The 17,691-nt window shown below is 65.2% G+C and carries 17 protein-coding genes; 9 read left to right on the forward strand and 8 right to left on the reverse strand.

Features of this window, described 5'->3' with window-relative positions:
• Positions 1 to 229 precede the first annotated feature (229 nt).
• Positions 230 to 1,126: a 50S ribosomal protein L11 methyltransferase gene (locus ACQR1I_RS07070; RefSeq protein ID WP_434868996.1), complete on the reverse strand. Its 897-nt coding sequence runs from the start codon at positions 1,124 to 1,126 to the stop codon at positions 230 to 232.
• 268 nt (positions 1,127 to 1,394) lie between these two features.
• Between ACQR1I_RS07070 and ACQR1I_RS07075 the strand changes: the two genes are divergently transcribed.
• Positions 1,395 to 1,559 (forward strand): Flp family type IVb pilin, encoded by a 165-nt coding sequence (locus ACQR1I_RS07075; protein ID WP_434868995.1) that lies wholly within the window; start codon positions 1,395 to 1,397, stop codon positions 1,557 to 1,559.
• Between the two features lie 187 nt (positions 1,560 to 1,746).
• Here the strand turns inward: ACQR1I_RS07075 and ACQR1I_RS07080 are convergent, their stop codons facing one another.
• Entirely contained in the window at positions 1,747 to 3,348 is a 1,602-nt protein-coding gene (locus ACQR1I_RS07080; RefSeq protein WP_434868994.1) for a phytoene desaturase family protein, read from the reverse strand.
• Positions 3,349 to 3,553: 205 nt separating this feature from the next.
• Here ACQR1I_RS07080 and ACQR1I_RS07085 point away from each other — a divergent pair, with 205 nt between their 5' ends.
• The 4 genes from ACQR1I_RS07085 to ACQR1I_RS07100 all read left to right on the forward strand — a co-directional run bounded on the left by ACQR1I_RS07085 (position 3,554) and on the right by ACQR1I_RS07100 (position 9,832).
• Positions 3,554 to 5,833 (forward strand): fused MFS/spermidine synthase, encoded by a 2,280-nt coding sequence (locus tag ACQR1I_RS07085; RefSeq protein ID WP_434868993.1) that lies wholly within the window; start codon positions 3,554 to 3,556, stop codon positions 5,831 to 5,833.
• A 492-nt stretch (positions 5,834 to 6,325) separates the two neighbouring features.
• Complete coding sequence (locus tag ACQR1I_RS07090) at positions 6,326 to 7,279, forward strand: sugar-binding protein (RefSeq protein ID WP_434868992.1); 954 nt, start codon at positions 6,326 to 6,328, stop codon at positions 7,277 to 7,279.
• Positions 7,280 to 7,292: 13 nt separating this feature from the next.
• Positions 7,293 to 8,795 carry a sugar ABC transporter ATP-binding protein gene (locus ACQR1I_RS07095; protein WP_434868991.1) on the forward strand — a complete coding sequence of 501 codons (1,503 nt, stop codon included), beginning with the start codon at positions 7,293 to 7,295 and terminating at the stop codon, positions 8,793 to 8,795.
• An 11-nt stretch (positions 8,796 to 8,806) separates the two neighbouring features.
• Positions 8,807 to 9,832 carry an ABC transporter permease gene (locus ACQR1I_RS07100; protein WP_434868990.1) on the forward strand — a complete coding sequence of 342 codons (1,026 nt, stop codon included), beginning with the start codon at positions 8,807 to 8,809 and terminating at the stop codon, positions 9,830 to 9,832.
• A gap of 52 nt (positions 9,833 to 9,884) precedes the next feature.
• Here the strand turns inward: ACQR1I_RS07100 and ACQR1I_RS07105 are convergent, their stop codons facing one another.
• Positions 9,885 to 10,667: a L,D-transpeptidase gene (locus ACQR1I_RS07105; protein ID WP_434868989.1), complete on the reverse strand. Its 783-nt coding sequence runs from the start codon at positions 10,665 to 10,667 to the stop codon at positions 9,885 to 9,887.
• A 318-nt stretch (positions 10,668 to 10,985) separates the two neighbouring features.
• Between ACQR1I_RS07105 and ACQR1I_RS07110 the strand changes: the two genes are divergently transcribed.
• Positions 10,986 to 11,336 (forward strand): hypothetical protein, encoded by a 351-nt coding sequence (locus ACQR1I_RS07110; RefSeq protein ID WP_434868988.1) that lies wholly within the window; start codon positions 10,986 to 10,988, stop codon positions 11,334 to 11,336.
• Between the two features lie 21 nt (positions 11,337 to 11,357).
• On the opposite strand, the gene ACQR1I_RS07115 is transcribed toward ACQR1I_RS07110, so the two are convergent.
• Together ACQR1I_RS07115 and ACQR1I_RS07120 are read right to left on the reverse strand one after the other, a co-directional pair.
• Positions 11,358 to 12,119, reverse strand: coding sequence for an ABC transporter permease (locus tag ACQR1I_RS07115; RefSeq protein WP_434868987.1), 762 nt, complete (start codon positions 12,117 to 12,119; stop codon positions 11,358 to 11,360).
• Positions 12,116 to 13,036 (reverse strand): ABC transporter ATP-binding protein, encoded by a 921-nt coding sequence (locus ACQR1I_RS07120; RefSeq protein WP_434868986.1) that lies wholly within the window; start codon positions 13,034 to 13,036, stop codon positions 12,116 to 12,118. Before ACQR1I_RS07120 ends, ACQR1I_RS07115 begins: the two co-directional genes overlap by 4 nt.
• Positions 13,037 to 13,327: 291 nt before the next feature.
• Here ACQR1I_RS07120 and ACQR1I_RS07125 point away from each other — a divergent pair, with 291 nt between their 5' ends.
• Both ACQR1I_RS07125 and ACQR1I_RS07130 read left to right on the forward strand, forming a co-directional pair.
• Positions 13,328 to 14,062, forward strand: a complete 735-nt coding sequence (locus ACQR1I_RS07125; RefSeq protein WP_434868985.1) for a hypothetical protein — start codon at positions 13,328 to 13,330, stop codon at positions 14,060 to 14,062.
• A gap of 111 nt (positions 14,063 to 14,173) precedes the next feature.
• A complete protein-coding gene (locus ACQR1I_RS07130) occupies positions 14,174 to 15,205 on the forward strand; it encodes an alpha/beta fold hydrolase (protein ID WP_434868984.1) in 1,032 nt (343 codons plus the stop codon).
• Positions 15,206 to 15,218: 13 nt separating this feature from the next.
• Here the strand turns inward: ACQR1I_RS07130 and ACQR1I_RS07135 are convergent, their stop codons facing one another.
• Genes ACQR1I_RS07135 through ACQR1I_RS07145 form a run of 3 tightly spaced genes read right to left on the reverse strand, consistent with a single transcriptional unit; the run spans position 15,219 to position 17,460 of the window.
• The gene (locus ACQR1I_RS07135) at positions 15,219 to 15,842 is read right to left on the reverse strand and encodes a methyltransferase family protein (RefSeq protein WP_434868983.1); all 624 of its coding nucleotides are present in this window, start codon (positions 15,840 to 15,842) and stop codon (positions 15,219 to 15,221) included.
• 41 nt (positions 15,843 to 15,883) lie between these two features.
• Positions 15,884 to 16,909, reverse strand: a complete 1,026-nt coding sequence (locus ACQR1I_RS07140) for an NAD-dependent epimerase/dehydratase family protein (protein WP_434868982.1) — start codon at positions 16,907 to 16,909, stop codon at positions 15,884 to 15,886.
• Positions 16,909 to 17,460, reverse strand: a complete 552-nt coding sequence (locus tag ACQR1I_RS07145) for a DUF962 domain-containing protein (protein ID WP_434868981.1) — start codon at positions 17,458 to 17,460, stop codon at positions 16,909 to 16,911. The genes ACQR1I_RS07140 and ACQR1I_RS07145 overlap by 1 nt, the downstream gene beginning before the upstream one ends.
• Here ACQR1I_RS07145 and ACQR1I_RS07150 point away from each other — a divergent pair.
• Positions 17,450 to 17,650 carry a hypothetical protein gene (locus tag ACQR1I_RS07150; protein WP_434888714.1) on the forward strand — a complete coding sequence of 67 codons (201 nt, stop codon included), beginning with the start codon at positions 17,450 to 17,452 and terminating at the stop codon, positions 17,648 to 17,650. The two genes, ACQR1I_RS07145 and ACQR1I_RS07150, sit on opposite strands and share 11 nt — an antisense overlap.
• The last annotated feature ends 41 nt before the right edge of the window (positions 17,651 to 17,691 follow it).

The following is a 17,691-nucleotide window of genomic DNA, read 5'->3' on the forward strand; positions in this document are numbered from 1 at the left end:
ACCTTCGAGAAATTGTCGGCGCCTGCTCCACACAGCCCGGCGCCTGCGACGACGGAGAAGCCGCGCAGTCGGCTTGCCGGTTTCGTCAATCGGCTCGTCGAACCGCGCATCCGCCGTTCATCCGGCGGGCAGCTGCCATCGAGCGACTCGCACCCCAAGCCCAAGAAGTAACATCCAGAACGACTTTCGACCGACGCCCGGCGGCAGGACGCCGTGATGAGTCGGCAACTCAGTTGACCTTGCGCAGCAACAGGCTGCTCCAGCCCTCGATGCGCAGATGCCGCACTGGCACCAATCCGCGCGCACGATAGGCCGCGATCACGCTGCGGGCCTGCGAGGTCAGCAATCCCGACAGGATGACGTAGGCCGAGGGCGCCAGATGGCGCTGCATCGGACCCGCCAGGTGCCGCAACGGATTGGCGAGGATGTTGGCCAGCACGAGGTCGAAAGAACCTTCCTTGGCGAAATCCTCTGCAGCGAATCCCGTGGCCCTGACAACGCGGACCAGAGGCGCCGCGCCGTTCAGCCGCGCATTTTCTTGCGCCACCATCACCGACGGCGGATCGATGTCGCTGGCGAGCACCGGCCGATGCTGCGCCTTGGCCGCCGCGATGGCTAGCACGCCGGTTCCCGTGCCGAGGTCGAGCACGCGCCGCGGTCTGGCCGACTTCAGCACGTGATCCAGCAGCAACAGGCACCCTCGGGTGGTGCCGTGATGGCCGGTGCCGAACGCGAGCGCCGCCTCGATCTCGATGCCGAGCTTGTTTGCGGGAACTCGGCTGCGGTCGTGGCCGCCATGGACGACGAAGCGTCCGGCAGGGACCGGCACCAGGTCGTCCAGGCTGGCTTTTACCCAGTCCTTGGCTTCGACCACTGCGAAGGCGAGCGTTCCGGCCACCTCTGCACCGGCGGCGCCCCCGACGAGCTCCCGGACCAGCTCCTGATCCGGCGGGTCGGCAAAATGAACGGTAACATCCCACTGCAGATCAGGCCGCTCGAACGCGGCAACCGCCGCATCGCCGTCGAAGAACACCTCGGTCAGAACGTCCACCGCTTGGCGGGCGGTCATTTCGTCGGCCACGGTGAAAACAGCCTTATGGGTGGCGGGTGTTGCGGTGGAAGTCATCAGCGGGATCCGAGCGGCAATTGCTGGCGTGGTTAAGCAATTTTGTCGTCAACGCAAGCCGTCGCGTCGGAAATCTGGCAAAAGCGCTGCACTTCATGGTTGTTTTTGGCCAGGGCCAACGCCCCTAAAACTTGTCATTCAATTGCGGAAAAAAAACCAAACGACTCGATCGACGGTCGTTATCTCAACCTTAGGTTCTGGACCCCTAACGTTCCTGCCATGGGAACCGGTTGAGCCTCGGTTCCTGGGTTGGGAAACGAGGTAAGAGATGAAGACGTTTCTTTTGAAGTTCTTGCGCGACGAATCAGGTGCTACCGCCATCGAATACGGCCTGATTGCAGCCGGCATCTCGCTGGCCATCATTGCGGCCGTCAACGGTCTGGGCACCTCGCTCAGCAGCAAGTTCGACCAGATCAATACGTCGCTGAAGTAAGGCCGGTCGCAACGCGGCGTTCTCGAAAAACCGGGCCAGTGCCCGGTTTTTTGGTCTCCGGGCACAAGCTCTCCACAGCTCGTCCATTGGTTCATCACAGCAACTTGGGCGCGTTGCCCGCGCGTTATCCGCCTTGCTGTCCACAGCTTGTCGGCTGGTTTCCCACAGGCCTTCCCTCGGTTTGTCCTCAGTTGAATAGGCCGCGGTGGTCGGCGAGGATGGCCTGGGCGGCGTTGTGGCCGGGAGCCCCCGTGACGCCCCCGCCGGGATGGCTGCCCGATCCGCAATGATAAAGCCCTTTCACGGGCGAGCGGTAATCGGCGTGACCCAGCATCGGCCGTGCTGAGAACAGCTGGTTCAGCGTCAGCGCGCCGTGGAAGATATCGCCCCCGAGCAGGCCGAACTGCCGCTCCAGATCGAGCGGCGACAGCACCTGCCGGCCGAGGACGCTGGCGGCAAAGCCGGGTGCGTAGCGGTCGACGGTCGCGATCATGAGATCGGCGACCTCGTCGCGATGGTCGTCCCAGGAGCGGCCGTCGGGCAGTTCCGGCGCGACATGCTGGCAGAACAGGCTGGCGACATGCTGCCCCGGCGGGGCCAGCGTGGCGTCCAGCGTCGAAGGAATCAGCAACTCGACGACGGGATCGCGGCTCCAGCCATGCGCCCGCGCATCGAGATAGGCGCGGTCCATGTACGCCAGGCTTGGCGCCAGAATGATACCGGCCGACAGATGGTCGCCGGTGCCGGGGAGGGCGGTGAAGGACGGCAGCGCGCTCAGCGCCACGTTCATGCGGAACGTGCCGGAGCCGTTCCGCCAGGTCTTGATGCGGTTGAGGAAGTCCGGTGGCAGGGCACCGGCGGGCACCAGACGGGTATAGAGCAGCTTCGGATTGACGTTTCCGACCACGTAGCGGGCGCGGATCGCGCGGCCATCCTCCAGCACGACACCCACGGCGCGGTCGCGCTCGACGATCACTTCGCGCACGCCGCTGTCGACCTCGACCAGCGTTCCCAACTGCTTCAAGGCACGGGCCATCGCCTGCGTGATCGCGCCCATGCCGCCGATCGCATGGCCCCAGACGCCCTTCTTGCCGTTCACCTCGCCGAACACGTGATGCAGCATCACATAGGCCGAACCGGCGGCGTAGGGGCTGGCATAGTTGCCGACGATGGCGTCGAAGCCGAACAGCGCCTTCACCAGATCGGTCTCGAAGATATCATCGAGCATCTCGCCGGCGGATCGCGTGAACAGGTCGAGCAGATCGCGCTGCTGCTCCAGCGACAGCGCGCGCAGCGTGTTGGCGGTGCCGAGCGCATTGAAGGCCTCGCGGATCGCGGACAGCCCGAACTGCGGAACGAGATTTGGCGGCGCGCGCAGCACAAAACTGCGCAGCACGTCGGCGATCGCCTCAAGGCGCGCCGAGAACGGTCCGATCGCTTCGGCATCGCGCGGGCTGAGCCGTGCAACGGAGTCGTGGGTGCGGCCTTCTCCGGTCAGCAGATAGCGTCCATCGGGCGCGGGCAGGAAATTCTGCGCGCGGCGCTCGACGATCTCGAGCCCGTGCTCGTGCAGTCCGAGATCGGCGATCACCTGCGGATTGAGCAGGCTCACCGTGTAGGACGCGACGGAGTTGCGGAAGCCCGGATGAAACTCCTCGGTCACCGCGGCGCCGCCGACCACCTTGCGCCGCTCGACGACGTGCACGCGCAGACCCGCCTTGGCGAGATAGGCTGCGCAGGTCAGGCCATTGTGGCCGGCGCCGATGATGACGACGTCGATTTCGTTCATGTTCGCTTCAAAAAGCCCTGATTAAGCACCCTGTAGATGCGGGAACTGGCGCCGCGGATCGTGCTGTCGCGCCGGATCGGCGCGCCGTCAAGCGAAACTCCGTGGTCCGTTGCCACCTCGCCATACCGCCCTGCGATCCGCTATGTGTCGTCGGCACGTCGCAGTCCTGCTATCCGATGCCGGCCGCGCCGTTGCTGGAGTTGTCATGACCACAATCGCCCCATCCGCCGCCGTTGCCCAGCCGACCACATCCCGCAACCGGCTGGTCCTCGTCGTCTATACCGCCGCGATCTTCGTCAGCGCGCTGCTGCTGTTCTCGGTGCAGCCGCTGTTCACCAAAATGGTCTTGCCGCGGCTCGGCGGCTCGCCGGCGGTGTGGTCGGTGGCGATGGTGTTCTTCCAGGCGCTGCTGCTCGCCGGCTATGCCTATGCGCATTTTCTCACCCAGCTGCGCAGCCGGGTGATCCCGGTTGCGATTCATCTCGTGCTGCTTGGCTTCGCCATGCTGAGCCTGCCGCTGTCGATCGCGGGCCATTGGGGCGACCCGCCGAATTCGGGCTATGCGCTCTGGCTGCTCGGCCTGTTCGGTGCCTCGATCGGCCTGCCGTTCTTCGCGCTCGCCGCCAACAATCCGCTGCTGCAGGCGTGGTTCGTGCGCACCGGCCATCCGGATGGCCCGGATCCCTACTTTCTCTATGCATCATCGAACATCGGCAGCTTCCTCGCGCTGCTGTCCTATCCGCTGCTCATCGAGCCGATCTTCAGCCTGCGCATGCAGAACCTGATCTGGACCGGCGGCTATGGCGTGCTGATCGCGCTCATCGCCCTCTGCGGCGTGCTGCTGCTGCGCTCGCCGGTGACGGTGGCGAGCCTGCTGCAAGGCGATGACACCGACGCGCCGGCGCCGCGCTGGCTGCTGCGCGTCCGCTGGATCTTCCTGGCCGCGGTGCCCTCGGGCCTGCTGATCGCGGTCACTGCGCACATCTCCACCGACGTTGCGGCCGCGCCGCTGCTGTGGGTGCTGCCGCTGTCGCTCTATCTCCTGACCTGGGTGCTGGTGTTCCAGTCGCGGCCCTTGCTGTCGCACAAATGGATGCTGGCGCTGCAGCCGCTGGCGATCGCCGGCGTCGTCATGCTGCTCGCCTTCGGCGGCGAGCAGAATTTGGCGTTGACGCTGGGCGGTCATCAGCTCTGCTTCTTCGTGATCGCGATGGCCTGCCATGGCGAGCTCGCACGCACCCGGCCGCCAGCGAAATACCTCACCGGATTCTACGTCGCGCTGTCGTTCGGCGGCATGGTGGGCGGTCTGTTCGCCGGATTGATCGCTCCGTTCACCTTCTCCTGGGTCGCCGAGTATCCGATCCTGCTGGCAATGGCGGCGCTGTGCCGTCCGGCCGTGGCCGAACGCTGGCCGGGGATCACGCGCTGGTACTGGATCCTGCTCGCGGCTGTCGCAGTTGCGCTGCTGGTGCCGGCGGGCATGACCGGCAAGGTGACGACCTATCTGGAAGATCACCGCGTCTATGTCGCGGGCGCGGTGGGCGTGCTCGCGGCGCTGGTCGCACTGCTGCTCAATGCCGGGCGCTGGAAGGTGTTCGCGACCGCGGCGCTCGCGCTGGTGCTGATCCGCGCCTATCCCGCCGACGACGGCCGCGTCGAGACGGTGCGGAGCTTCTTCGGCGTGCATAAGATCGTGGTCACGTCCGATGGCCACTATCACGTGCTGATGCACGGCACGACCATCCACGGCGCGCAGAAATATATCAACGCCGACGGCTCCAAGGTCACCGGACGCCCTGAGCCGATCACCTACTATCACAAGGACGGCGGCATCGGTCGCGCCATCACCGCCATTCGCGAGCGCAAGGGGACGCCGCTCAGGGTTGCCGTGATCGGCGTCGGCGCGGGCACGCTCACCTGCGCGGCCGAGCCTGGCGAGAGCTGGACCTATTTCGAGATCGACCAGACCATGGTCGATACCGCCAGCGATCCAAAGTACTTCAGCTACATCAGGAACTGCGCGCCGGACTTCAAGCCGGTGATCGGTGATGCCCGCCTCACCTTCGCGAAGGAGCCGGACGGCGCCTACGATCTCATCATCGTCGATGCCTATTCGTCCGATGCGATCCCGATCCATCTGGCGACCGAGGAGGCGATGGCGATCTACAAGGCGAAGCTGGCGCCGCAGGGCGCGGTGGTGATGCACGTCTCCAACCGTCACCTCGAGCTGGAGAGCGTGGTGGTCGGCATTGCCGACGAGAACGATCTCAAGAGCTGGGTCTACAACGAGGACTCCGGCCGTGACGACGAGTACATCTTCTCGACCGATGTCGTGATCAGCGCGCGAGAGGAGGCCGACATCGGCAAGCTCGCGTCGTCGGACAAATGGACCGAGACCGAGCCGACCGAGGGCGAGCGGGTCTGGACCGACGACTATTCCAACATCCTCGGTGCTGTTTATCGGCGGTTGCGCGACGGCGAGTGAAGGGTAGGGCCAACTCGCCGCCGAGGCACTTCCGCGCGTGTTGCGCGGACCGCCGATCCTGATCTCCGGCAAGGAGACAAGAGGTGCGTGCCTCGATTTGAAAGAGTTTTTGGTTGCAGTGCGGCAGCCGCACCTGAGGATTCGCGCCTCTTGCACTGCAAAGCGCCGCGTGTATGCGCTTTCTTCGGCGGCCTTGTTGCACGCCTCGGATGACCATGCTACCCTGAGGTGCGTGCCTCATTCGACCTTCATCTGCTCACGTTTTTTGAAGGGCGGAAGTTGGTACGCGAGCCGTTAGTCTCGGAAAACGATCTGTGACGATGACCCTTCTCGTCTCGCTCAATGAAGCGGGACGCACGCATGGGCGGTGTCGAGATTGAGCTGGGACACGCGGTGGCGTCCGGGCGAGCCTCGCCTGGGGCGCAAGACTTGTCTTCGTGAGTATAAACGTCGGCCGCAACAAGCAGGCCGGTTTCACATGGGAGGGGTTCGATGAAGCGTCTTTGGATGGCCGGTGCGTCTGCTCTGTTGGCAATGGCGGTCGGTGTGGGCTCGGCGGGAGCGGCGGACAAGAAGGTCCTGGCCTTCGTTGTCAATGGCGCGTCCGACTTCTGGAAGATCGCCGAGGCCGGCGTGAAGAAGGCGCAGGGCGAACTGCCAGACTACAATCTGCAGCTCAAATATCCGGAGCAGGCCGCCGCCGCCGTGCAGCAGCGCATGATGGATGACCTCGTCGCCGCCGGTGCCGCCGGCATCATGGTGAGCGCGGTCGATCCGAAGAACCAGACCGAGCACCTCAACAAGGTCGCCGCACAGACGGTGCTGCTCACCACTGATAGCGATGCCCCGCAATCGAAGCGCATCGCCTATATCGGCTCGTCCAACGTCGAGCTCGGCAAGGATGCCGGCAAGCTGATGCTGAAGGCGCTGCCGAATGGCGGCAAGTGCGTCGGCTTCGTCGGCCTGCTCGGCGCCGACAATGCGCGCGAGCGCATCGAGGGCGTCAAGGAGACGATCAAGGGCTCGAAGGTCGAGCTGGTCGACGTCCGCGGCGACGAGATCGATCAGACCCGCGCCAAGCGCAACGTCGAGGACATCCTGGCGGCGATGCCCGACGTCAGCTGCCTCGTCGGCTTCTATTCCTACAACACCCCGCGCATCTATGAGGTGCTGAAGGAGGCCGGCAAGCTCGGCAAGATCAAGATCATCGGCTTCGACGAGGATCCGATCACGCTCGGCGGCGTGAAGGACGGCGCCATCGAAGGCACCGTCGTGCAGCAGCCGTTCGAGTGGGGCTATCAGGGCATGAAGCTGATGGCGAAGGTGGTGCAGGGCGACAAGTCGGGCGTTCCGGCCAACGGCATCATCATCGTCCCCGGCAAGGTGATCGAGAAGTCGAACGTCGACGACTTCATGGCCCAGATGAAGACGATGCTGAAGAAGTGATGCGACGGCCGGCGTGCGCGAGCCTTTTCTCGAACTGATCGACATCGGCAAGACCTACCCTGGCGTGGTCGCTCTCGACCACGTCAGCCTGTCGGTCGCGCCCGGTGAGGTCATTGCGCTGCTCGGCGAGAACGGCGCCGGCAAGTCGACCTTGATGCGCGTGCTCGGCGGCGTTGTTCCGCCGAGCACCGGTACGATCCGTATCGATGGCAAGGCGCGGACGAGCTACGCCGTGGCGGATGCCATTGCGGCCGGCATCGCCTTCGTGCATCAGGAACTGAACCTGTTCGACAATCTCGATGTCGCAGGGAACGTCTTCATCGGCCGCGAGCCGGTGTATGGCGGGCCGCTGCGGCTGATCGACCGCAAGACGCTGCAGGCCAAGGTGCGCCCGCTGATCGCGCGCCTTGGTGCGGATTTTGCGCCGGACACGCCGATTGCGGAATTGTCGCTGGCGCAGCGCCAGCTCGTCGAGATCATCAAGGCGCTGTCGCTCGATGCGCGCTGCGTCATCATGGACGAGCCGACCTCGAGCCTGACGCTGTCCGAGACCGAGCGGCTGATGCAGGTCATCGCCGGGCTGAAAGCCGACGGCGTCAGCGTCATCTTCATCACCCATCGGCTCAACGAGGTGATGCAATGCGCTGATCGCGCCATCGTGCTGCGCGACGGCCGCATGGTCGGCAGCCTGGTCCGAGAAGAGCTCAATCCAGCAGCCATGATCAGGTTGATGATCGGCCGCGATCTGCGGTCGCTCTACGTGCCGCCGGCGGCCGCGCCGGGCGCCGCCGTGCTCGACATCGTCGATGCCGTGACATCCACCTATCCCAGCCGGACCGTCAGCCTGCAGCTCCAGCGCGGCGAGATTCTCGGGCTCGCGGGGCTCGTCGGCTCGGGCCGCACGGAGCTGGCGCGCGCCATCTTCGGGGTCGAGCCGCTGCTCGGCGGTGCCCTCAAGCTCGAGGGCGAGCCGATCCGTATTGCGACGCCGCGCACCGCCATCGATCGTGGCATCTATCTCATCCCGGAGGACCGCAAGGCCTGCGGTCTGTTGCTCGACCTGCCGATCGCCGAGAATGTCTCGCTGCCCGACCTCGCGTCCTATTCCAGCTTCGGGCTGGTGGACACCGCGCGCGAGACCGCGAATGCCGATCGGCAGCGCGAGCGCCTCAAGATCCGGGCGACGGATGTGAAGATGCAGGTGGGCACGCTGTCCGGCGGCAACCAGCAGAAGGTCGTGCTCGCCAAATGGCTGTCGATGCGGCCCAAGGTCCTGATCTTCGACGAGCCGACGCGCGGCATCGACGTCGGCGCTAAGCAGGAGATCTATGATATGCTGCGGCGGCTCGCGGACGCCGGCGTCGCGATCCTGATGATCTCGAGCGACATGGAAGAGGTCATCGGGGTGAGCGACCGGATCGCCGTGATGCATGAAGGCAGGATTTCCGGTTTCCTGGCGCGCAGCGAGTTCAGCGAGCACAACGTGCTCCAGCTCGCCGTCGGCCATTCCGTCTGAGCGAGGCGCACTTGCAAAAGAAAGATCTCAGCCTGCTGATCCTGATCCTGGTGGTCGGCGCCGTCGTGGCCTTCATCAATCCGCGCTTCCTGCTTGTCGGCAACCTCTCCAACACCGCCAACCAGGTCGGCATGTTCGGCATCTTCTCGATCGCCGAGGCCTTCGTGATCATCGTCGGCGGCATCGAGCTCGCGGTGGGATCGGTCATCGCGCTGCTCGGCGTGCTGTTCATCGACCTGATCGTCAACCGCGACGTCGACTGGATCCTGGCCTTTGCGCTCATCATCGCCGCGGGCATCGCGATCGGCACCGTGCACGGCACGCTGATCACCAAGATGAAGATTCAGCCCTTTGTCGTGACCTTGTGCGGGCTTCTGATCTATCGCGGCGCCGCCCGCTATTACACCGAGGACGCCACTGCCGGCTTCGGTTACGGCGCGAGCTTTCCGGTGCTGGAATGGCTGACGGCCGGCCGCACCAACGTGCTCGGCTTTCCGCTGCCGCACAGCGTCATCGCGCTGATGATCGTGGCCGGCATCGCCTGGCTGGTGCTGCACCGCTCGGTCTATGGCCGCTACTTCTACGCCGTCGGCAAGAACGAGGAGGCGGCGCGCTATTCCGGCATCAGCTCCGATCGCGTGACGATCTCGGCCTATGTCATCTGCGGTGGCCTGACGGCGCTGTCCGCGATCCTGATCGCGATGTACACGCGCTCGATCTCGCCGGCGGTGCATGGCTCGTTCTACGAGCTCTATGCGATCGCCGCGGCGGTGCTCGGCGGCTGCTCGCTGCGCGGCGGCGAGGGATCGATCATCGGCGTGGTGCTCGGCACGATCCTGCTGCAGGTGCTGCAGAACCTGGTCAACCTGCTGGGCATCCCGAGCTCGCTGAATTTCGCCGTGATGGGCACCGTCATCCTGATCGGCGTGCTGGCCGACCAATACTTCGTGCAGCGCCGCAAGCGCATGCCCTCGGCGCGCGGTCAAGCCGCCGCCGAGCCGCCTCCCGCCGCGCTCGAGCGCGTCAACGCGGAATAGAAAAGGCCGGGCGCCGCATAACGGGCCCGGCCTTCGGCAAAAAATTCCCGGATCAATCCTGGTAGGTGTAGTAGCCGCGCGGTTGATACGAACGCGGCTGGTAATAGCGCGGCTGCGCGTAGCTCGGATTGCTACTGTCGTAGTAATATTGCTGCTGCGGATAGGCCTGGGCGTCGTAGACGCGGCGGCTGGTGCCGCGCGGCGCCGGATAGCGCACGCCGTTGTCGCTGCCGTCGGCCGGATAGATGTAGCCGTCATCCGGACGCTGCTGCGGAGCGGCTTGCCGACCCGGCAGCAGCTGGGGCTGCGGCGTCAGCATGACCGGCTCGCCGCTATCGTCATATTGCTGAGGCGCCTCGCGGCGGGCCACAGCGGTGCCGCGGCGCGGGTTGCGCGCCAGCGCCACTTGAGAAGATCCGGTGAGCGTCACGGTGGTGTTGAGCACACCGTCCTTCTGCACGAGATCGTAGAGCGTCGTGGCATTGGCCTTCGACAGCCGCACGCAGCCGTGCGAGGCGGGGGTGCCGAGCCGGCCCTCCGACTCGGTGCCGTGGATCGCATGACCGATCTTGGTGAAGAAGATCGAATGCGGCATCGGCGCGTCGTCGAACTCCTTCGAGTAGTGATCGGCTTCCATGCGGAAGGCGCGGAAGCTGCCGTTCGGCGTCTCGCGGGACGGGATGCCGGTCGAGACCGGCCAGCGATAGCGCTGCACGCCGTCGACGGCGACCGTCATGACCTGGTTGTCCTTGTCGACGGTGATGTCGATCTTGGCGAGTGCCGGCGTGCCTGACAGCAGCATTAGTCCGGCAATTGCAAGTAAAGTGGTACGCATCGAACCTCAGGCCTCCGGGCCGCTGGACGCTCAACTGGACGTCGACTGAATTCAACAGGGGTCGCGGCTCGTGAGCCGGCGTGCAATATGTCGGAAGTGCAGGCTTTGTTCCAGTCAGGGACAGTCTCAACCTTAATGTCGGCAGCGGCTGAGGCAAAGCCTTCCGCCGTTCACCCACAGTGACATTTCCGCGACCCGCACGGCGGGCCGTGCGGGCTCTTAGTACCTTTCTAATCCGCCGCATTTGTCCCGCGCACGCAACTTTTTGGCCGCATCGGCGTTTCATGGATTGATCCCATGCGGTTCCCAGGATTGAAAATGCTGACCATGAAGGCCAAGACGGCGGTGCTCGACGACCGCGCGCCGCAACGGCTGACCTATATGCTCGCAGCGCTGGCGCTGTTCATTCTGGCGCTGGCCTGGTTGGCGCTTCCGCAATTCGCCCACGCCCAAGGCATCATCCGCGGCGCTCATGAAGGCGCCCACGAGGGTAACCGCATCGCCGGGCCGGTGGGCGGTGTCGTCGGCGGCGCGGTCGGCGCCGGTGTCGGCGGGGCTGTCGGAGCGGTCGAGGGCGTGCTCGGAATTCCGCACCGGTCCTATTATCACCGGCACTATCATTGCCGCGGGTATCGCGACGGGGCCGGCCATTTCCACTGCACCAACTGAGCGGGCCGCGTCGGCGGCCACTTAGCGCTTCAGCCGGTAGCCGGTTTTGAAGATCCACCATATGACGGTCATGCAGATCGCCAGGAAGGCCAGCGTCATGGCGATGCTGACCTCCACCCGCACGTCGGCGATCTCGTAGAAGCTCCAGCGGAAGCCGGAGATCAGGTAGACGACCGGGTTGAGCAGCGCGATCGAGTGCCAGGTCGGCGGCAGCATGTTGACCGAGTAGAAGCTGCCACCGAGAAAGGTCAGCGGCGTCACCACCAGCATCGGGATCATCTGCAGCTTCTCGAAGCCGTCGGCCCAGATGCCGATGATGAAGCCGAACAGGCTGAAGGTGACCGCCGTCAGCACCAGGAAGGACAGCATCCAGACAGGGTGCTGGATGTGCAGCGGCACGAACAGGCCGGCGGTGGCCAGGATTATCAGCCCGAGAACGATCGATTTCGTCGCCGCCGCGCCGACATAGCCGAGCACGATCTCGAAATGCGAGATAGGCGCGGACAGGATTTCGTAGATGGTGCCGATGAATTTCGGGAAGTAGATGCCGAACGAGGCGTTGGCGATGCTCTGCGTCAGCACCGACAGCATGACGAGGCCCGGCACGATGAAGGTGCCGTAGCTGACGCCCTGGACCTCGCTGATGCGCGAGCCGATGGCGGCGCCGAACACGACGAAGTACAGCGAGGTCGATACGACCGGCGACACGATGCTCTGCAGGATCGTGCGCCAGGTGCGCGCCATCTCGAATTTATAGATTGCGCCGACGGCTCGAAGGTTCATTGGCTCACCAGGCTGACGAAGATGTCCTCGAGGGAGGACTGCTTGGTCTCGAGATCGACGAAGCGGATGCCGGCGGCGCGGAGATCGCCGAGCAGGCTGGTGATGCCGGTGCGCTCGCCCTTGGTGTCGTAATCGTAGGCTAGCCGCCAGCCGTCGTCGGACAGCGCTAGCCGATACGGCGCGAGCGCCTCGGGGATGGCGTCGATCCGCTGCTGCAGGTGCAGGCTCAGCCGCTTGCGGCCGAGCTTCGCCATCAGCTTGGCCTTGTCCTCGACCAGCACGATCTCGCCCTTGTTGATGACGCCGACGCGGTCGGCCATCTCCTCGGCTTCCTCGATGTAGTGCGTGGTGAGAATGATCGTGACGCCGGCGGCCTTCAGCTCGCGCACGACGTCCCACATCCCCTTGCGCAACTCGACGTCGACGCCCGCTGTGGGCTCGTCGAGGAACAGCACCTGCGGCTCGTGCGACAGCGCCTTCGCGATCATCACGCGCCGCTTCATGCCGCCGGAGAGCGTGATGATCTTGGCGTCCTTCTTGTCCCAGAGCGACAGGTCCTTGAGGATCTTCTCGATCAAGGCAGGGTTCTTCGGCTTGCCGAACAGGCCGCGGCTGAAGCTGACGGTCGCCCAGACGCTCTCGAACGAATCGGTGTGCAGCTCCTGCGGCACCAGCCCGATCAGCGCGCGGGCGGCGCGGTAGTCGCTGTTGATGTCGTGACCGCCCACCGCGACCTTGCCGGACGAGGCGTTGGCGATGCCGCAGATGATGCTGATCAGCGTCGTCTTGCCGGCGCCGTTGGGGCCCAGCAGCGCGAAGATCTCGCCGCGCTCGATCACGAGGTTGATGCCGTTGAGCGACGTGAAGCCCGACGGATAGGTCTTCGACAGGCCGGAAACGGAAATGACGGGAGCCATTGCGGGATGATTGTTCCGGGTGATTCGATGCGGATGGGGAGCAGTGTGTGCGTGAAGCCGCACGAGACGCGCGAAACGCTGAGATAGGAACGGGAGCGCGTTCCTGCAATCGAATCGCCCGTCCCGGTTCGTGTCAGTTATCAGGCTTTTCCATGACGGATTGCGGCGAGTGTTGCCGTGCGGCCACGTCACGGCGATGAACGCCGCGGACAGTGTTGCACGATGTTGCGTCCGCGAGCATCTTGGGTACGGTTTGCGCCGTCTCGACGTATCCGCCGCGGAGAAGGACCGATGACGCCACGTTTCAGCACCAGTCATACCAACGCGACGCGCAGCCGGTCGGCGCGCTGGTTCGGGTTGGTCGCGCTGGCGATGGCGCTGGCTGTACCGCTCGGCACCGGCTCGGTCCGCGCCGCGCCGAGCCCCGCGGCCGCGAGCGCCGCCAGCACCACCCACGTCTACCTCCTGCGCGGCGTGCTCAACATCTTCTCGCTGGGGCTGGATGACATCGCGAAGAAGCTGGATTCGCAGGGCATCCCGAACACGGTCGCCAATTTCGTGTCATGGTCGTCGCTGGCCGATGAGGCCGCCACCGCGTACAAGGCCGGCCGCATCAAGACCATCATCCTGGTCGGTCACTCCTCGGGCGCCACGGCGCTGCCGGACATGATCAACAAGCTCGGCCAGCTTGGCGTGCCCGTGAAGCTCGCGATCGGCCTCGATTCGGTGTTCAAGACGAAGCTCGTCGGCGGCAATGCCGAGCGCTACATCAACTTCTACATCGCCAGCGGCGCCGGCGAGCCGGTTCGCCATGACGACGGCTTCCGCGGCAAGGTCGAGAATGTGGACGTGCAGGCGGTTCCCGGCGTCGGCCACATCACCATCGAGAAGAACGTAATCATGCAGCAGAAGGTGATCGGCGCTATCGACTCGGTCGTGTTCAGCGGCCGGGGTCGGCCGGCCGCCGCGCCGCCCACCCGCATGGCCGCCCCGCAGCGTGCCGCCAGCGCCACGGGGTACCGCTAAGCTGCGGGCGGCGCCCTCGGGCATGCCCCAAAATGCTCCCATTCGGTGACGACAAGCGGTATGGCAGGGGGACATGACCCTGCTTGACCTGAGCTTTCCCGGGGAGCGCGAATGACCGGCGTGGCGCGACACGCGAGAGGCTGGCTCGAGGGCGCGCTCGCCGCAATCAGGCGGAGCCTGCCCGCGCTGCTGGCCGCAGCGCTCGCTGCCGCCGCTATGCCGCAAGGCGCCCAGGCCGGCGCTGCGGTCGCGGCCGCTCCCAGCAGATCCGCCAAAGTCGTGACGTCCCCGACCCAAGCGGCCATCCGTCCGGCGCCGGAACGCCCGGCCGAGACCGCGGCGCCGCAGGGGCCGCCACGGGTCTATCTGTTCCGCGGCGCGCTCGGTCCGCTGTTCTCGACCGGAATGGATCGCCTCGCCGAGAAGATCGAGAAGGCCGGGTACTGGGCCAGCGTGTACGAATTCACCCTGTGCGACCTGATCGCGCTTCAGGTCGCGAAGAACTACCGCCAGGATCAGGGGCCGATCGTGCTGATCGGTCATTCCATGGGCGGGCTGTGCAGCGTCCGCATCGCGATCGCGCTGCAGGAGCAGAACATTCCGGTCAGCCTGGTCGTCACCGTCGATCCGGCACATGCGACCAAGGACGTCCCGCCGAACGTCCAGCGCTTCATCAACCTGTTCCTGTCGGACAACATTCTCGGCGGCGGCGACGTCAAGCCGCAGCCCGGCTTCCGCGGCCATTACGCCAGCTTCGACATGAAGGATCATGACGAGGTCACGCACATCAACATCGACAAGATGGACGACGTGCATGCCCAGCTGGTCGCCATGATCAGCCAGTTGTCGCAGACCTCGGCCACGGCTGATGCAGAGGCGGTGCCGCTGCGCTATCTCGTGCCGCCGAAGACGGCCGTCGAACTGTGGGACAGCGGGACGCCGTTGTCAGCGCGCCCCGGCGAGACGCTCGACCAGATCGCCGCGAGTTATCGCATTCCGCTCTGGGCCCTGCAGCAGGCCAATCGCGGCGTCGGCAGCGCGCCGCTGATCCCCGGGCAGCGCATCGTCCTGCCGCGCCATCTGTTGCCGCAGGCCGCCAACCAGCCCGCGGCGCTCACGCCGGACACGCCGATCCGGAGATAGCTGAACTTCAGCTTCAGCCCGGCGGCAGGAACGGGATGATCATCGGCACGCGCTGGCGATAGGTGACGTAATCCGGGCCGAGCTCCTGGCCCAGGAACACCTCTTCCATCTTGGCCTTCCAGGCCATGCCGAGCGAGATCAGGATGGCGCCGAGCACGGCAGTCACCGTCCCCACCGCAATCCCGGTGGCGATCATGCCCAGGATCAGGCCGGTGTAGATCGGGTGGCGAACCAGTCCGTAGGGGCCGGTATCGATGACCTTGTGGCCTTCCTTGTGGGTGATCGCGTTCGACCAGAAGCGGCCGAGATGGATCCGCGCCCACCAGGTGAAGGCGATGCCGAGCAGGGTCACGACCGTCAACAGGTAGACGCCGGTCTCGCCGGGGTTCCAGAACGGCTTCTCACCCAGGAGACGCGAGGTCCACGGCGTGAACAGGATGCCGCCGAGCACGATCAGCGCATGGTAGCGGCTGGTCTTCACGACGGAGACGTGCTTGCGCGTCCGTTCGGACCACAACGAGGCTCCGACCCAGCTGGCCAGCCAGATCAGCCAGATGATCGCTAGCAGGGACGTTGGCCAGGTGGTGGTCCATCCGCTGAATGCGACTGACGAGATGGGGCTGGCATCGCCGGACATGTCTGGGAACCCTTATGAGACGCGAGACCGGCTGGTCTTAGCTATTCGGCCGCGGTGCGAAAAGGGTGTTGTTTCTCGTCGGGCCGCTTGCCCGGCTCGGAATCGAGCAGGAACGCGATGGTTTCGCGCAAGGTCGGCTCGATCGGGCGCGGCGCGTAGCCGAGCTCGCGCCTGGCCTTGTCGATCGACAGGTCCGAGGCCGAACGGGCGATCCGCACGCCTTCGGCCGTGCCCGACGGCGTCTGCTTGGTGAGGTGATCGGAGATGAACTCCAGCATGCCGGCGGAGAGTTCGGCCAGCCGGCCGGGCACCGAGATGGCCACATGCTTGCGGCCGCTGATGGCAGCCATCAGTTCGAGGATGCGGCTGAGGTGCAGGCTTTCGCCGCCGAACACGTAGCGGTCGCCGATCTTGCCGCGCTCCATGGCGAGGATCAGGCCGGCCGCAACGTCGCGGACGTCGACCAGGTTGACGATGAAATCGAGGTACAACTGCACCCGGCTGTCCAGGAAATGGCGCAGCATCTGCGAGGGCGGCGTGAGATTGCTGTCATGCGGGCCGATCGGCATCGTCGGCGTGCCCACGATGACCGGGAAGCCGTCAGCGGCAGCCGCCATGGCGCGGGCCTCGGCAAGCGCCTTGGAGCGGGTGTAGGCGCCCGGCATGGCGTCCGCCGGCGGGGCGACAACGGCTGCGGCCGCACCCGTCGAGCCAGGGTAGTCGAACAGGATCGATTCCGTCGAACAGTGCAGGAAGCGGCGCACCTTGCCGGCGCGCGCGGCGGCCAGCACCGTTTCCGTCCCGACGCAGTTGACGCGGTAGAAATCCTCGCGGTCCGGCATCCACATGCCGGGCAGTCCGGCGAGGTGGTAGACCTGATCGACACCCGAGACCGCCTGCCTGACCAGGGCGGCATCGAGCACCGAGCCTTCGAGGTACTCCACCTCGGCCATCATGTGGGTCGGGCTGCGGATGTCGAGCACGCGCACCTCTAGACCCCGCGCGACGAGCGCAGAGACGAGGTGATGGCCGATGAAGCCGCTGCCGCCGGTGACGAGGACTTTCATTAGGAGCGTGAGTGCTGATCGCCTTGAAGGTGGTCCGATGCGAGCCGATCCGACGACCAGTTCGGCGCCACGAGGTCGGCTACCGAAGGCCGGAATCCCAACGCCATGTACAGTTTCGCCATCACGAACATCGGTCCAAGAAATAGGTGTGCCGGATGATCCAGCAGAGACGGATTGTTGCGCTCGAACAGCTTGTGTCCCACGGCCTGCGACACGAGTCCCAGGATGATGAGCGCGGCAAACAAGGCCCACAGGGCCGGGCCATGAACGTAATCGGCAATCATCATGGCCACAGAAAGGAACAAGATGGCGAACGCCAGGATGCCGGCACCGAGCGCGGCATCGAGCAGCAGCCAATAGATCAGCACAGGCAACGCCAGAACGGCGCCCAGACTGATCCGGATGCCGAGCGCGTCGAAATGCCACAAGCTCAACGGCAGCACCGCGCCGAGGAACAGCAGGATGATTCCGAGCACATGCATCATGCCGTTGCGCGGATCGCGATGATATTCGACATAGTCGATCATCTGGCGTCGGAACATGGCGTTCATGGTTGGCTCGCTCGTCAATGACATCGACCACCGCTCAATCGACGGCCGTAAAGACCGGGCTATACCACAAGCAGCTGTAGCGACAAATCGGCAATCGGAATACCACCCCGATGGCGCGCCGCCGGACCGCACGCAGTCTGCAAACGGGTTCCATGAGCGGCAAAAGCACGGTGCCGCCGCCGCATCCTGACACAGCAGTCGCGCCAAAAGCGCCTCAGGTTCATGGCCTGC

This window comes from Bradyrhizobium sp. HKCCYLS2038 (assembly GCF_051167655.1).
GTDB lineage: Bacteria > Pseudomonadota > Alphaproteobacteria > Rhizobiales > Xanthobacteraceae > Bradyrhizobium.

What these genes read in the sequence shown, in the direction of transcription:
- ACQR1I_RS07070 (WP_434868996.1), bottom strand. Translation starts at nt 1,126, where the DNA reads ATGACTTCCACCGCAACACCCGCCACCCATAAGGCTGTTTTCACCGTG.
- ACQR1I_RS07075 (WP_434868995.1), top strand. Translation starts at nt 1,395, where the DNA reads ATGAAGACGTTTCTTTTGAAGTTCTTGCGCGACGAATCAGGTGCTACC.
- ACQR1I_RS07080 (WP_434868994.1), bottom strand. Translation starts at nt 3,348, where the DNA reads ATGAACGAAATCGACGTCGTCATCATCGGCGCCGGCCACAATGGCCTG.
- ACQR1I_RS07085 (WP_434868993.1), top strand. Translation starts at nt 3,554, where the DNA reads ATGACCACAATCGCCCCATCCGCCGCCGTTGCCCAGCCGACCACATCC.
- ACQR1I_RS07090 (WP_434868992.1), top strand. Translation starts at nt 6,326, where the DNA reads ATGAAGCGTCTTTGGATGGCCGGTGCGTCTGCTCTGTTGGCAATGGCG.
- ACQR1I_RS07105 (WP_434868989.1), bottom strand. Translation starts at nt 10,667, where the DNA reads ATGCGTACCACTTTACTTGCAATTGCCGGACTAATGCTGCTGTCAGGC.
- ACQR1I_RS07110 (WP_434868988.1), top strand. Translation starts at nt 10,986, where the DNA reads ATGCTGACCATGAAGGCCAAGACGGCGGTGCTCGACGACCGCGCGCCG.
- ACQR1I_RS07115 (WP_434868987.1), bottom strand. Translation starts at nt 12,119, where the DNA reads ATGAACCTTCGAGCCGTCGGCGCAATCTATAAATTCGAGATGGCGCGC.
- ACQR1I_RS07120 (WP_434868986.1), bottom strand. Translation starts at nt 13,036, where the DNA reads ATGGCTCCCGTCATTTCCGTTTCCGGCCTGTCGAAGACCTATCCGTCG.
- ACQR1I_RS07125 (WP_434868985.1), top strand. Translation starts at nt 13,328, where the DNA reads ATGACGCCACGTTTCAGCACCAGTCATACCAACGCGACGCGCAGCCGG.
- ACQR1I_RS07130 (WP_434868984.1), top strand. Translation starts at nt 14,174, where the DNA reads ATGACCGGCGTGGCGCGACACGCGAGAGGCTGGCTCGAGGGCGCGCTC.
- ACQR1I_RS07135 (WP_434868983.1), bottom strand. Translation starts at nt 15,842, where the DNA reads ATGTCCGGCGATGCCAGCCCCATCTCGTCAGTCGCATTCAGCGGATGG.
- ACQR1I_RS07140 (WP_434868982.1), bottom strand. Translation starts at nt 16,909, where the DNA reads ATGAAAGTCCTCGTCACCGGCGGCAGCGGCTTCATCGGCCATCACCTC.
- ACQR1I_RS07150 (WP_434888714.1), top strand. Translation starts at nt 17,450, where the DNA reads ATGGCGTTCATGGTTGGCTCGCTCGTCAATGACATCGACCACCGCTCA.
- ACQR1I_RS07145 (WP_434868981.1), bottom strand. Translation starts at nt 17,460, where the DNA reads ATGAACGCCATGTTCCGACGCCAGATGATCGACTATGTCGAATATCAT.